The organism is Streptomyces sp. NBC_00122, assembly GCF_045160845.1.
In the GTDB taxonomy this organism is placed as follows: Bacteria; Actinomycetota; Actinomycetes; order Streptomycetales; family Streptomycetaceae; genus Streptomyces.
In genome coordinates this window covers 2,958,646-2,971,693 of sequence record NZ_CP108191.1, presented here as the reverse complement: position 1 = coordinate 2,971,693, position 13,048 = coordinate 2,958,646, and the positions used below count along the sequence as shown (strand labels likewise).

General features: G+C 71.3%; 12 protein-coding genes, 2 tRNA genes and 2 pseudogenes. 9 read left to right on the top strand and 7 right to left on the bottom strand.

The features are described 5' to 3' along the window. Window positions 1-8 precede the first annotated feature (8 nt). Window positions 9-3,323 (bottom strand): PAS domain-containing protein, encoded by a 3,315-nt coding sequence (locus OG737_RS14015; RefSeq protein ID WP_405679512.1) that lies wholly within the window; start codon window positions 3,321-3,323, stop codon window positions 9-11. 119 nt (window positions 3,324-3,442) lie between these two features. Next, window positions 3,443-3,868 (bottom strand): SSI family serine proteinase inhibitor, encoded by a 426-nt coding sequence (locus tag OG737_RS14010; protein WP_328926503.1) that lies wholly within the window; start codon window positions 3,866-3,868, stop codon window positions 3,443-3,445. A 186-nt stretch (window positions 3,869-4,054) separates the two neighbouring features. On the opposite strand from OG737_RS14010, the gene OG737_RS14005 reads away from it, so the two are divergent. Beyond that, a tRNA-Ser gene (locus OG737_RS14005) sits at window positions 4,055-4,145 on the top strand. A gap of 235 nt (window positions 4,146-4,380) precedes the next feature. Next, window positions 4,381-4,453: transfer RNA gene (locus OG737_RS14000), tRNA-Arg, on the top strand. A gap of 78 nt (window positions 4,454-4,531) precedes the next feature. On the opposite strand, the pseudogene OG737_RS13995 reads toward OG737_RS14000, so the two are convergent. The 4 genes and pseudogenes from OG737_RS13995 to OG737_RS13980 all read right to left on the bottom strand — a co-directional run. Beyond that, window positions 4,532-4,669: pseudogene (locus tag OG737_RS13995) on the bottom strand (site-specific integrase); the annotation flags it as partial. After that, window positions 4,618-4,818: a helix-turn-helix domain-containing protein gene (locus OG737_RS13990; RefSeq protein WP_328926502.1), complete on the bottom strand. Its 201-nt coding sequence runs from the start codon at window positions 4,816-4,818 to the stop codon at window positions 4,618-4,620. The pseudogene OG737_RS13995 and the gene OG737_RS13990, both read right to left, overlap by 52 nt. Further along, a pseudogene (locus OG737_RS13985) lies at window positions 4,815-5,084 on the bottom strand (replication initiator); the annotation flags it as partial. The gene OG737_RS13990 and the pseudogene OG737_RS13985, both read right to left, overlap by 4 nt. 380 nt (window positions 5,085-5,464) lie before the next feature. Next, entirely contained in the window at window positions 5,465-5,740 is a 276-nt protein-coding gene (locus OG737_RS13980) for a hypothetical protein (RefSeq protein ID WP_328926501.1), read from the bottom strand. A gap of 798 nt (window positions 5,741-6,538) precedes the next feature. Between OG737_RS13980 and OG737_RS13975 the strand changes: the two genes are divergently transcribed. After that, entirely contained in the window at window positions 6,539-6,904 is a 366-nt protein-coding gene (locus tag OG737_RS13975; RefSeq protein ID WP_376677907.1) for a PH domain-containing protein, read from the top strand. Between the two features lie 18 nt (window positions 6,905-6,922). On the opposite strand, the gene OG737_RS13970 is transcribed toward OG737_RS13975, so the two are convergent. Beyond that, a complete protein-coding gene (locus OG737_RS13970; protein WP_405679515.1) occupies window positions 6,923-7,834 on the bottom strand; it encodes an SMP-30/gluconolactonase/LRE family protein in 912 nt (303 codons plus the stop codon). 107 nt (window positions 7,835-7,941) lie between these two features. Here OG737_RS13970 and OG737_RS13965 point away from each other — a divergent pair, with 107 nt between their 5' ends. The 6 genes from OG737_RS13965 (at window position 7,942) to OG737_RS13940 (ending at window position 13,039) form a co-directional block, all read left to right on the top strand. Then, window positions 7,942-8,376 (top strand): Lrp/AsnC family transcriptional regulator, encoded by a 435-nt coding sequence (locus OG737_RS13965; protein WP_328926498.1) that lies wholly within the window; start codon window positions 7,942-7,944, stop codon window positions 8,374-8,376. Further along, the gene (locus OG737_RS13960) at window positions 8,373-9,260 is read left to right on the top strand and encodes a DUF2797 domain-containing protein (RefSeq protein WP_405921579.1); all 888 of its coding nucleotides are present in this window, start codon (window positions 8,373-8,375) and stop codon (window positions 9,258-9,260) included. The genes OG737_RS13965 and OG737_RS13960 overlap by 4 nt, the downstream gene beginning before the upstream one ends. 113 nt (window positions 9,261-9,373) lie before the next feature. After that, complete coding sequence (locus tag OG737_RS13955; protein WP_405921578.1) at window positions 9,374-9,712, top strand: antibiotic biosynthesis monooxygenase family protein; 339 nt, start codon at window positions 9,374-9,376, stop codon at window positions 9,710-9,712. After that, entirely contained in the window at window positions 9,696-10,577 is an 882-nt protein-coding gene (locus OG737_RS13950) for an amidohydrolase family protein (protein WP_405921577.1), read from the top strand. Before OG737_RS13955 ends, OG737_RS13950 begins: the two co-directional genes overlap by 17 nt. 69 nt (window positions 10,578-10,646) lie before the next feature. Beyond that, window positions 10,647-11,414, top strand: coding sequence for a response regulator transcription factor (locus OG737_RS13945; RefSeq protein WP_328926494.1), 768 nt, complete (start codon window positions 10,647-10,649; stop codon window positions 11,412-11,414). Continuing rightward, window positions 11,414-13,039 carry a sensor histidine kinase gene (locus tag OG737_RS13940; RefSeq protein ID WP_405921576.1) on the top strand — a complete coding sequence of 542 codons (1,626 nt, stop codon included), beginning with the start codon at window positions 11,414-11,416 and terminating at the stop codon, window positions 13,037-13,039. Before OG737_RS13945 ends, OG737_RS13940 begins: the two co-directional genes overlap by 1 nt. Window positions 13,040-13,048 lie beyond the last annotated feature (9 nt).

Genomic DNA, 13,048 nt, shown 5'->3' with positions numbered 1-13,048 from the left:
CAGGATCGCTAGTTGGTGCCGATCTTGGCCAGCAGGTCCACGATGCGGCCCTGTACGTCCGCCGTCGTGGCCCGCTCGGCGAGGAAGAGCACGCTCTCCCCCGAGGCCAGCCGCGGCAGTTCGGACGAGTCGATGCCGGCCGTCGTGTAGACGACCAGCGGGGTGCGGTTCAGCTGCCCGTTGGCGCGCAGCCAGTCCACGATCCCGGCCCGCCGGCGGCGCACCAGCATCAGGTCCATGACGACCAGGTTGGGCCGCATCCGCGTCGCGAGTTCTACGGCGTCGGTGTCGGCGCCCGCCCGGGCGACCTGGAGGCCACGCCGCTCCAGGGCGGCGGTCAGGGCGGTCGCGATCTCGTCGTGCTCCTCGATCAGCAGCACCCGTGAGGGGTGCTGCTCGCTGTCGCGCGGAGCGAGCGCCTTCAGCAGGACGGCCGGATCGGCGCCGTACGCCGCTTCGCGCGTGGCGTGCCCGAGGCCGGCCGTGACCAGCACGGGCACCTCTGCGGCCACCGCTGCCTGGCGCAGGGACTGCAGGGCGGTCCGGGTGATCGGTCCGGTCAGCGGGTCCACGAACAGCGCGGCGGGGAACGCGGCGATCTGCGCGTCCACCTCCTCGCGGGAGTGCACGATCACCGGCCGGTATCCACGGTCGCTCAGGGCCTGCTGCGTCTGTACGTCGGGCGCGGGCCACACCAGGAGCCGCCGCGGGTTGTCCAGCGGCTCCGGCGGGAGCTCGTCGTCGACCGGCCGTGGCACGGGACGGTTGACGACCTCGACGGCGCCACCGGGGCCGTCCAGCGGCTCGGGACCCTCGTCGGAGCCCGCCTCGGGGGCCTCTATCGCGAAGGCCCGGCCCTGGGGGGCGGGCTCGGAGAGCCGGCGTCGGCGGCCGGATCCGGAACCGGAACCGGAACCGGTGGGGTCCACGGAGATGCCCTGGCCGAGGGTGCCGAGGGCGCGCACGCTGATCGGCTGCGCGGCCTGGCCCTCCGCCGGGGTGTCCTGCGGCTGCCTGGCCCCGGGCACCGGAACCGGGCCGGAGGCCTCGTCGGCCTCGGGAGCGGTCCGGGCCGCCGGAACCGGCCATGCCGGGGTGGCGGGCAGCGCACGACGCCGCCCGGTGGGATGTACGGGGTCACCTTCGGCCGCGGCCGACTGCTCGGCGGGGGCTTCGGCCTCGGCGACGGGCGCGCTCAGCACCCGGCGGCCACGCCGCCCGCCGGGGGCGTCGGCTTCGGACTCGGCGGGAGCGGAGGCCGAACCGGCCATCGCGGGGGCCTGCGGAGCGGAAGGGGCCGAGGGCGCCGGGGTCGGGCCGGCGGGCAGCGCGAAGCCGCCCTCGGGAGCGATGGGCCGTGCGGGAGCCTGGGCGGGCGCAGGCCCGAGCCCGGTCGCCGGTACGGGACCGCCGGTCTGCGCGGGCCCGGCCGGAGCCAGTGCCCGCCGCCGCCCTGCGGGATGCTCCGTCACTGGAACAGGGGGCACCGCGGCTACGGGCGCGAGCGCGGGCATGGCGGTGCCCTGCGGGGGCACGGGCTGCCCGGCGCCGCCCGCACCGCCTTCGCCGCTGCCGTCACCGTCGCGGCCACGGCGTCGCCCGGTCCCGAGCCCCGCGGGGTTCACCGGGGACTGCGCGAGCTCCGGCCCCGTCTCACCTTCGCCACCGGCCTCGCCCGCGCGCCGTCGCCCCGACGGCAGGGCCAGCGCACCGCCGCCCTCGGCTGCCTTCTCGGCCCCGGGCGCACCGGAACCGACCTCGTCCTCCAGGAAGGCGTCCACCCCGCGCCGGGCCCGCCGTCCACCGGATACCCGGCCCGCGGCGCCCGTGTCGGCCGGGGGCTCCTCCGCCGGCTCGGGCAGGGTGACCGTCCCCGCGCCCGCGCCGAGCGGCAGCTCCAGGACGTACGCGCCGCCGGGCGCGCCCGGGACCTCCACCGTCTGCAGCACGCCTCCGTGCGCGGCCACGATCCCCCGGACGATCGGCTCGTGGACCGGGTCGCCGCCCTCGTACGGCCCGCGCACCTCGATCCGTACGACATCGCCGCGCTGGGCGGCAGCCACCACGATCGTCGAGTCGCTGTACCCGCTGCCCTGGCGGGTCTTGCCCGTGGCGTCCACCCCGGCCACATCCGCGATCAGGTGCGCGAGCGCGGTCGCGATCCGGCCCGCGTCCACCTCGGCCTCGATCGTCGGCGCGTGGACGGCGAACTGCGCGCGGCCCGGGCCGATCAGCTCGATCGCGCCGTCGACGCCGGCCGTGACCACGCCGTTGATCAGAGCCTTCTTCTTCGTGAGCCGGTCGGTGCCGGCGTCCAGGCGCTGGAAGCCGAGCACGTTGTCCACGAGCGTGGTCATCCGGGAGTAGCCGGCGGCCAGATGGTGCAGCAGCTGGTTGGCCTCGGGCCACAGCTGGCCCGCGTCGTCGGCGGCCAGCGTGGCCAGCTCCCCGCGCAGCTCGTCCAGCGGGCCGCGCAGCGAGTCGCCGAGGACGGCCAGCAACTGCGCGTGGCGCGCGGCGAGGGCGTCGTAGGGCCGCCGGTCGGTGAAGGTCATGACGGCGCCGACGAGCTGCTCCCCATCCCGTACGGGCGAGGTCGTCAGGTCGACGGCGACCGGCTGGCCGGCCTTGTTCCACAGCACCTGCCCGCGGACGCGGTGCTTGCGCCCGCTGCGCAGGGTGTCGGCGAGCGGGGACTCCTCGAAGGGGAACGGCGAGCCGTCGGCGCGCGAGTGCAGGACCAGGCCGTGCAGTTCGCGGTTGCCGAGGTCGGTGGCGCGGTACCCGAGGATCTGGGCGGCGGCCGGATTGACCAGCACCACCCGTCCCTCGGTGTCCGTCCCCACGACGCCCTCGGCGGCGGCCCGCAGGATCATCTCGGTCTGCCGCTGGGAGCGGGCCAGCTCGGCCTCGGTGTCCACCGTCTGCGAGAGGTCCCGTACGACGAGCATCAGCAGCTCGTCACCGGTGTAGGGCTGAGGCTCGCGGTAGGCGTCGCGGCCGTCGAGATGGGCGCTGGTGACCTCGACGGGGAACTCGCTGCCGTCGGTGCGGCGCGCGATCATCCGCGTGGGCTTGGTTCGGCCGCCGTCGTCCTCGCCGGGCCGGCGCATGGAGCCGGGGATCAGTTTGGAGTCGAATTCGGGCAGGAGATCGAGCACGCCGCGGCCGACGAGCCCGGTGCCGGGGCTCTCCATGACCTCAAGAGCGATCGAATTGGCGTTGACGACAGTGCCGTTGGCGTTGACGAGCAACAGCGCGTCGGGAAGAGCGTCGAGTATTGCTGCGAGGCGAGCAGCGCCTCGGGATGGCCTGCTGCTCACGACGAGCTTCCTCCCTGACCACAACTACCGGCATGTCACGGGAGGAGTCTAAGGCCACAGTCCCCCGCCGGGGTGGCCGATGTGAGGTGGATACCACTCATCCCGCGCATCCTCCCAGGTCAGGAACGCCCGGGTGGAAGCAGAGGTTCCATCTCGTCCCAACGGCTGATTTCGCACCCGTTCGTCCGGCGGAAGGTCGCGTCCACCCGCTGCCCGTGCCAGGTACCGGTGATCCGGGCGGTCGCGGGGCCCCCGTACTGCAGCGAGCAGATCTGCCGCTGGGAGACGGGCGCGAACGGGTCCTTCCCCTCCTTGGAGAGCTGGTCCAGACGGGCGCAGGACTGCTCCTTCCAGGGGTGGTCGCCGCCCACGGGGTCGCATTCGAGCCGGAACTCGCGGTCCAGCTGGCGCGTGCCGGTGTCGGTCATGGCGATGGTGAGGCGGTCGGGTGTCGCCAGCAGCCGGCCCAGGGGCAGCGGGGGCAGCGGCCCCGCGGCGGCGGCGGTCAGGGCGGAGGTGACGGCGAAGGCCGCGAGACGCAGCATGGGGCACTCCAGGTCGTCCGTACGTCGTACGCCTGACCAACGACGCGGGCCCGCCGACGTTGCGTACCGAGGGGGCTTTAAGGCTTTGCCCTCCGACCGTCCCTCCTAGTACCGTGGGAGCGGATTGGTGAGGGGCCCTGCGCCTGTGTCATCATCTGCACGCACCTTCGTACGCGGGGGTGTGCTGGAGGCGTCGCCTAGTCCGGTCTATGGCGCCGCACTGCTAATGCGGTTTGGGCTTTACGGTCCATCGAGGGTTCAAATCCCTCCGCCTCCGCACCTCATCGAAGCCCCGGTCCTGACGGACCGGGGCTTCGATGCGTTCCGGGGCTCCATGCGTTCCGGGGCAATCCGGTCCGCCCCGACCTCTGTGCGAACCCATCCGGACGATCTCCATCCGGCTCGTTTCCGCAGGTCAGCGGCGGTTTGGGTAATGGATTTCGCGTCCCGCCGAGGTCCATGTATTGTTGTTCTCGCAAGGCCAACGGGGCGCAAAACCCCGGGAAGCCCAAGCACTCGTAGCTTAACGGATAGAGCATCTGACTACGGATCAGAAGGTTGCAGGTTCGAATCCTGCCGAGTGCACAGCAGGACGAAGGCCCCGGATGAAAATCCGGGGCCTCTGTCGTTTCGGTCATACAGCAGCGAAGTACGGCAACCACCTCAGCCGCCGACGCCGCCCATCGCTTCGGACAGCTTGCCGATCGCGGCCCGTGCCTCTTCGCTCGCCTCGGCGTACACCTCCATCGTCATGGCGATCTGCGAGTGCCGCAGGATCCGCTGTGCCACCTTCGGATGGACGAGGGCAGGATCTTCCGGTTGCGTCCGACCTTCACGGACCGGATCTCACCGGTGAGCACGAGCATCTTCGTCTTGGACGGGCCGAAGCCGAGCATGACGGCGACCTCGGCGGTGGTGTGCCACTTCGGTTGGATGACGCTGGTCGTCAAGACACCGCTCCTTGGAGGGCGAGTTGGTCGTGCAAGGCCTCGCGGGCGGTCTGGCGGTTGAGCTGGATGTCGCGGGCGATGGTGGCGGCGAGGACGGATTCGCCGGGCGTGGTCGAGTACCGGCGGGACTTGGTGGAGAAGTGGCCTCGGAAGCGGAGCGTGTGAGTCCAGCGGGTGAGCGCGCGATCCGGGTAGAGGGATTGCAGGGCGGCGCAGGCCTCCACGAGGCGGCGGGCGTGCTCGGAGACGGGTAACCGGGCGAGGTCTTCGCCGAGGCCGGTTCCGTGGCAGCGGGAGCAGAGGCTCAGTGCGGAGCGGGGCGGTGGTAGCCGTCGGAGCGGCCGCTTCCCTGACACGTGCGGCAGTGCACGGGATTGTCGGTTGCTCCGGTGGTCTCAGCACATCGAGCGTGGTGCTGTTGAGGATGATCAGGAACAGCGCCCCGTGCCCTTCCATGCCCGTAAGGCCGGGGCGTAGGGCTTAATCGCGGGCTGAGGCGGTCACCGAACGCGAATAGCCTCTGACCGAGTTGGCTGTCAGAGGCTGCTCACCTGCGGTGGGTGTGGGATTTGAACCCACGGTGACTCGCGCCGTACATCGTTGCCGTCGGTCAGCAGGTGGGCTCACACGGGTAAAGGGTTTGGGCCTATATCACCCAGGTTTCGAAAATGCCCCATTCCTTCCCGATGGAGAGCGCTGCTGAAGCAGAAACCAGCAAGAAAAAGCCGACGCCGCCAAACACGTATGGTGCAACCGCCACCACTTTCCGCAAGTAGCCGTCGGTCCGACGCTTACGCGCAGTGGTGAAGCGCCGGATAAACAAAGCCACACTCAGCAGAAAGAAGAATGCACCAACTATCTGCAGCGCCATCAAGCCGCATTCGACGAGGAAGATGAGCAGGTACGAAAGCAGCAACCCCACGACTGTCCCTCACTTGCTCAGATCGCAGTATCAATCAGGAATCGGTCAGCTTTTGTCGCCTTCGGCTGCAACCGCACGCAAGGCGGACAATAGGATCACGCCCTGGACCGAGTCAACCGCGTGCAACTGAAAGGCTGTGAGCGCATACCGAATGAGCCTCTTTCATCCTAAATATTGGCAGGTCAGGAGGGTGTGCACGGCTGTCACGGTCCGGCCGGTGCGGTTGGCGTTCAGCAGCTGGCCGGTGCCCGATCGCCGGCGTTTCCCAAGCCAAGGGCGCGTGCCGTCCATAAGCCTTCGCTGCTTATGGCCACCAGCCGAGACGGGTGAAGGGCGCTGTCATGTGCGTCAGCGCGATGATGGCGAGGGTCATGCCTGTGATCGCAGCGCCTTTGCCGAGCTCCCCACGCGGGGACTTTCGGCAGCCCGGGAAACGTGGCGGCCGTATTGGTCAGAGGCTCGCACGCACGTGCCCGTGATGTGATCATGGAGCTCGCAATGCCCGCGCTGCTGGTATGCCCGACAGTAGCCGTAATGGCATTGGGTGGCCGATCTACTCCGAGCTACGGATCGGAAGGTCGCAGGCTCGAATCCTGCCGAGTGCACAGCAGGGCGAAGGCCCCAGGAGAAATCCTGGGGGCCTTCGTCGTATGCCCTGACACGCCCGGTCTCCTCCTTCGTGGGGAGGGGGTACCCCGGGAGTAGTCGGGGGTGAGATGGCTCTGGCGGGGGACGCGGGTTACGTCCGGCCCTCGGTACGGTTCTGAAGATCGTTCGAACTAGAAATCGGGGGCTCTCATGGGACTGTTCGGAAACGCGCACAGCGTCGACCCGGCATCGGCGCAGCGGGACTACGCGCGACTGCTGGGGCATGGCGAGCAGGTGCACGCCGCCTATCTGCTGATCCGGGACACGATCCTGTTCACCGATCGCAGGCTGGTGCTCGTCGACAAGCAGGGGCTCACGGGCAAGAAGGTGGAGTACCACTCCGTCCCGTACCGGAGCATCACGCACTTCTCCGTGGAGACCGCCGGCCACTTCGATCTCGACGCCGAGCTCAAGATCTGGATATCCGGGAGCTCGGCGCCGATCGAGAAGACCTTCACCAAGGGTGTCGACATCTACGAGGTGCAGGCGATCCTGACGCAGTTCGTCGCCCGCTAGCGGGGCTCCCCCGGGTCCTCAGCGGACCCGGGGGAGACCGGTCACGGACATCACCAGGGAGTAGAGGGAGGTGGTGGCGGTGATGAAGAGGCGGTTGTTCTTGGGGCCGCCGAAGGCGATGTTCGAGACGGGTTCGGGGACGCGTAGGCGGCCGATCAGGGTGCCGTCCGCGGCGTAGCACCGGACGCCGTTCTCCATCGCGGCCGCCCACAGCCTGCCCTCGTCGTCGAAGCGGATGTTGTCGACCCCGGGGCAGGCGGTGAAGACCCGGTCGCCGGTGAGGGTGCCGTCGTCGGTGACCTTGAAGGCCCTGATGTGGCCCCCGCGGGTGTCCGCCGCGAACAGTTCGTTCTCGTCGGGGGAGAACACCAGCCCGTTGGGGCCGAGGAAGCCGTCGGCGACCATGCGGACCTCACCGGTCGCGGGGTCGGCCCGGTAGAGGTTGCAGGCGCCGATCTCGCTGGGCGCGCGGTGGCCTTCGTAGTCGCTGGTGATGCCGAAGTCCGGGTCGGAGAACCAGATCGAGCCGTCCGAGCGGACCACGGCGTCATTGGGGCTGTTGAGCCGCTTTCCCTCGAAGCGGTCGGCGATGACGGTGATGCTGCCGTCGGGTTCGGTGCGGGTGACGCGCCGGCCGCCCTGCTCACAGGTGATCAGGCGGCCTTCGCGGTCCAGGGTGTTGCCGTTGGGGTGTCCGGCCGGGGAGCGGAAGACGGAGACCGCGCCGGTCGTCTCGTCCCAGCGAAGCATCCGGTCGTTGGGGATGTCGCTCCACACCAGTTGCCGCCAGGCCGGCAGGTACAGCGGGCCTTCCGCCCAGCGGCAGTCGTCGTAGAGCCGGTCCAGGCGCGCGTCGCCGTTGGCGCAGCGGCCGGTCTTGAAGCGTTCGTCCAGGATCTCGTACAAGGTGAGGTCGGCTATGGCAGACATGATTCCCCCTGAGCAAGTATTGCCGAATGTTGTTCGGTTCGATGGTGAGATTGCAGGATCAGGTACCGTCTTCGCAAGGGCCGACGGGCCCATGGGAGGAAGACCGAGTGGACGACATAGACCGGGCGCTCGTTCTGCGCCTGCAGGAGGACGCCGGCCAGTCGTACGCCGCTCTCGGCGCGGCCGTGGGGCTCTCTGCCGGGGCCACCCACGAACGGGTCCGCAAGCTGCGCGAGCGCGGGGTGATCCGGCGGACCACCGTCGAGGTCGACCCGGCGGCCGTCGGCAGTGGGGTACTCGCCTATGTGATGGTCGACTCCAACGCCTGGATGGGTGAGTCCGCCGCCGCCTTCGCCGCGATCCCCGAGATCCAGGAGGCGCACATCATCGCGGGCAGCGCGTCCGTCATGGTCAAGGTGCGCACGGCCTCGACCGGGCAGTTGCAGGACGTCCTGCGCCGGCTCTACGCGATCGACGGGGTCAGCGGTACGCACGCCACCGTCGTCCTGGACACCTTCTTCGAGCGGCCGCTCCCGCTGTGAGCTGGTGGTGCACCGGGATCCGGTGGAACGACGGCCGCCCCGCCATCGGCTGGTACGGGGAGGGGCGCGGCGAGCGGGCGAGCGTGCTCGCGTACGGGCAGCGGCTGGCCTTCGTCGCCCGGACGGAGCGGCGCTGCCTCGGCGTCCGGCGGGCCGGGAAACGGACGCCCTGCCCCACCGGCGCGACCGTGCCCGGCCGCGCCGGGAACGCGCAGTGCCCCGAATGCGCGCGCCTCGACCGGTCGTTCTCGGTGGCCGCCGACACCAATGCCGCCGATCCGCGCACCTACCGCGTCTATCTGGCGTGGTTCGGGCCCGGGATGGTCAAGGTCGGCATCACCGCCGAGGAGCGCGGCTCGGCCCGGCTGCTGGAGCAGGGCGCCGTGGCCTGGACCTGGCTCGGCCGGGGGCCGCTCATGGCCACCCGGCGCACGGAGGAGCTGCTGCGGGCCGCCCTCGGGGTGCCGGACCGGATCGCGTACGCCCGCAAGCGGGCCGTACGGGCGCATCTGCCGGCCGCGTCCGACCGGGCCCGGGAGGTCGCCGAGCTGCATGCCCGGGCCGCCGCGCTGCCCGGGTGGCCGGAGTCGCTGGAGCGGGTGAAGTGCGAAGTCGCCGACCACGCGGAGCCGTTCGGGCTGGACGGACTGCCCGCACCCGTGGGGGTGATCACCGAGATGGTGCCCGGCGGGGCCGTCGCGGGCCGGCTGGTGGGCGCGGCCGGCCCCGATCTGCACCTCGCGGACGGGCTGGTGGTGGACACCCGGCTGCTGGCCGGGTGGGAACTCGCCGCCCCGGAGGGCGAGGCCGTGACGACCCTGCCGGTGGCGGTGATCCCGCCCGCGGCCGCGCGGCCGCCCGCCGAGCAGGACGGGCTGTTCTGAGGAGCGCCTCCTGCGGACGCCCTGGCCGGGGATGGTCAAAACTTGGATCCCTTTGGCCTTCCGGGGCAGATTCCGGTGGACATGCCGGCGGCGCGCCGCGGAGGGTGGTGGGCATGAGCATCCAGCCCGTACAGGCCTTCGAACCGCCGTATGTCATGGCCGTTTTCAGCAATGTCCGCTCCGCCGACGACAGCGGATACCCCGAGACCCTCGCCCGGATGAACGAGATCGTCGCGGAGAATCCCGGGTTCCTCGGCTACGAGTCCGCCCGTACCCCGGGAGGCCTCGGCATCACGGTCGCCTACTTCCGCGACCACGAGTCCCTCGCCGCGTGGCGGGGGGACCTGGAGCACCAGGCGGCCATGAAGCAGGGCCGCGAGGACTGGTACGAGAGCTACACCCTGCACGTCGCGACCGTCGAGCGGAGCCACGGCTTTGCCCGCAACGGATGAGGCGGTCCGTGCCTTCCGGGAGCGGCTCGGGCTGCCCGGACTGGTGGACGTCCACACGCACTTCATGCCCGAGCGGGTCCTGGACAAGGTCTGGGACTACTTCGACGCGATCGGCCCGCTGACCGGTGTCGAGTGGCCCATCACCTACCGGCACGAGGAGGAGCAGCGGGTCGCGCTCCTGAGGGAGTTCGGGGTCCGGGCCTTCACCGCCATGCTGTACCCGCACAAGCCGGCGATGGCCGCATGGCTCAACGCCTGGTCCGCCGACTTCGCCGCCCGGACCCCGGACTGCCTGCACACCGCGACCTTCTTTCCGGAGGAGGGCGTGGCGGAGTACGTCCGCCGGGCCCTCGACATTGGGGCCCGGGTCTTCAAGTCGCACCTCCAGGTCGGTGGCTACGACCCGAACGACGACCGGCTCGACCCCGTCTGGGGACTGCTCGCCGAGTCCGGCGTCCCGACCGTGATCCACTGCGGGTCCGGGCCCGCGCCGGGCAAGCACACCGGCCCCGAGCCGATCGCCCGGCTGCTGGCCCGCCACCCACGACTGCCGTTGATCGTCGCCCACATGGGCATGCCCGAGTACGCCGACTTCCTCGACCTCGCCGACCGGTACACCGAGGTGCGCCTCGACACCACCATGGCGTTCACCGACTTCTCCGAGCAGCTCAGCGCCTTCCCGCCCGGGGACCTCGGGCGGCTCGCCGACCTCGGCGACCGGATCCTGCTCGGCACCGACTTCCCGAACATCCCCTACCCCTACGAACACCAGCTCGCCGCCCTCGAACGTCTCGGCCTCGGCGACGACTGGCTGCGTGCCGTCTGCCACGACAACGCCGCCCGCCTGTTCCGGCTCGACGGCTGAGCGGCGTTTCTCAGGAAATTCACAGATAGGGACAAGAACGCTCTCAGGGGCGCCGGACAGCGTGGTCGTATGACTGCGACGACCACATCCCACGCGTCCACGTCCACGAACAGCCCGACGGCCCTGACACGGCCCGACGGCGGAGCCTGCCGGGTCCTCGTCGTCGACGACGAGGCCTCACTCTCCGAGCTGCTGTCCATGGCCCTGCGCTACGAGGGCTGCGAGGTCCGCAGCGCCGGTGACGGGGCGGGCGCGGTGCGGGCGGCCCGCGAGTTCCGGCCGGACGTCGTGGTCCTCGACATCATGCTCCCCGACATGGACGGGCTCGCCGTCCTGGGGCAGCTGCGCCGGGAGATCCCCCAGGTCCCCGTGCTCTTCCTGACCGCCAAGGACTCCGTCGAGGACCGCATCGCGGGCCTGACGGCGGGGGGCGACGACTACGTCACCAAGCCGTTCAGCCTGGAGGAGGTCGTGGCCCGGCTGCGCGGCCTGGTCCGGCGCTCGGGCGCGGCGCAGGCCGCGCGCGGCGGCTCGGTGCTCGCCGTCGGTGACCTGCACCTCGACGAGGACAGCCACGAGGTGGTCCGCGGCGGCCGGGAGATCCACCTGACCGCCACCGAGTTCGAGCTGCTGCGCTACCTGATGCGCAACCCGCGCCGCGTGCTGAGCAAGGCCCAGATCCTGGACAGGGTGTGGTCCTACGACTTCGGCGGCCAGGCCAATGTGGTCGAGCTGTACATCTCCTACCTGCGGCGGAAGCTGGAGAGCGGGCCGGGAATGGCGCCGATGATCCACACCCGGCGGGGCGCCGGCTACCTGATCAAGCCGGCCGACTAGTGGCCGTCCGCCTCCGCCCGAAGCGGCCGGGCCGCCCCTGGTCCCTGCGGACCCGGCTCGTCGTCTCGGCGGTGGCGCTGATCGCCGTCGTGGGCGCGGCCATCGGGACCGTCACCACCCTCGCCCTGCGCTTGTACCTGGTCAACAACCTCGACGACCAGCTGCGGATCTCGGTCGGCATGGCCTCCTCGCCCCCCGGCGTGCAGAAGGCGATCAGGGAGGGGCGGTCCGTCCTCGGCCCGGGCACACCGCTCGGCGCCGTCGGATTCCGCATCGACTCCGACGGCAAGGTGCTCGGGGCCTACCGCAGCGTGCGCGACGAAGACCCCGAACGCCGTAGCCAGCCCCTCACCGAGGCCCAGACCGCGGTCCTCGCCAAGGCTGCCCGCACGGCCGAGCAGGGCCGCAGCGCACCCGTGAACCTGAGCCTGCCCGGGCTCGGGTCGTACCGGGTGCTGCCCGCGCCCGACGGAAGCCTCGTTCTCGGCTTCCCGCTCCACGAGGTCGACTCCACCGTGAACACCCTGGTCGCTGTGGAGGTCTGCGTCACCCTCGCCGGGCTGATCGCGGCCTCCCTCGCCGGCCAGGCACTGGTCGGGGTCGCCCTGCGCCCGCTGCGCCGGGTGGCCGCCACCGCCACCCGGGTCTCCGAACTGCCCCTGCACAGCGGCGAGCCCGCGCTGCACGAACGGGTCCGGGCTGCCGAGGCGGACCCCCGCACCGAGGTGGGCCAGGTCGGCGCGGCCCTCAACCGGATGCTCGGCCACGTCTCCTCCGCGCTCACGGCCCGCCAGCAGAGCGAGATGCGGGTCCGGCAGTTCGTCGCCGACGCCAGCCACGAACTGCGCACCCCGCTGGCCTCCATCCGCGGATACGCCGAGCTGACCCGCCGGGGGCGGGAGGAGCCGGGCCCCGACACCCGGCACGCCCTGGGCCGGATCGAGTCCGAGGCCACCCGCATGACCGGCCTGGTCGAGGACCTGCTGCTGCTGGCCCGGCTCGACGCGGGCCGGCCCCTGTCCACCGGCGACACCGACACCGACCTGGCCCCGCTCGTCGTCGACGCCGTCAGCGATGCCAGGGCCGCCGGCCCCGAGCACCACTGGCGGCTGCGCCTGCCCGACGAACCCGTGCCCGTCCGCGTCGACCCGGCCCGTATCCAGCAGGTCCTGGTCAACCTCCTCGCCAATGCCCGTACGCACACCCCGCCCGGCACCACCGTCACCGCGCACGTTTCGCTCGCGGCGCCCGCTGTGGCGCCCGCTGCGGCACGCGCTGCGGCAGCCGGGGGAGAGACGTCCGCCGTCCGGCTGCTGATCGAGGACGACGGGCCCGGCATCCCGCCCGACCTGCTCCCCCACGTCTTCGAGCGCTTCGCCCGCGGCGACGCGTCCCGATCCCGTGCGGCGGGTTCCACCGGACTGGGGCTCGCCATCGTCCAGGCCGTGGTCACCGCGCACGGTGGCCGGGTCGGCGTGCGCAGCGAGCCCGGGCGGACCTGCTTCGAGGTCCTGCTGCCGCACGCGCACGCGCACGCGCACACGGATCCGGACGCACGGACGGACTCACGGACGGACTCGCACACGGACTCACAGACGGGGCACAGGCTCATCACACAGCGGTGACAGGCCGCC

What these genes read in the sequence shown, in the direction of transcription:
- OG737_RS14010 (WP_328926503.1), bottom strand. Translation starts at nt 3,868, where the DNA reads ATGCTGCGTCTCGCGGCCTTCGCCGTCACCTCCGCCCTGACCGCCGCC.
- OG737_RS13975 (WP_376677907.1), top strand. Translation starts at nt 6,539, where the DNA reads ATGGGACTGTTCGGAAACGCGCACAGCGTCGACCCGGCATCGGCGCAG.
- OG737_RS13970 (WP_405679515.1), bottom strand. Translation starts at nt 7,834, where the DNA reads ATGTCTGCCATAGCCGACCTCACCTTGTACGAGATCCTGGACGAACGC.
- OG737_RS13955 (WP_405921578.1), top strand. Translation starts at nt 9,374, where the DNA reads ATGAGCATCCAGCCCGTACAGGCCTTCGAACCGCCGTATGTCATGGCC.
- OG737_RS13945 (WP_328926494.1), top strand. Translation starts at nt 10,647, where the DNA reads ATGACTGCGACGACCACATCCCACGCGTCCACGTCCACGAACAGCCCG.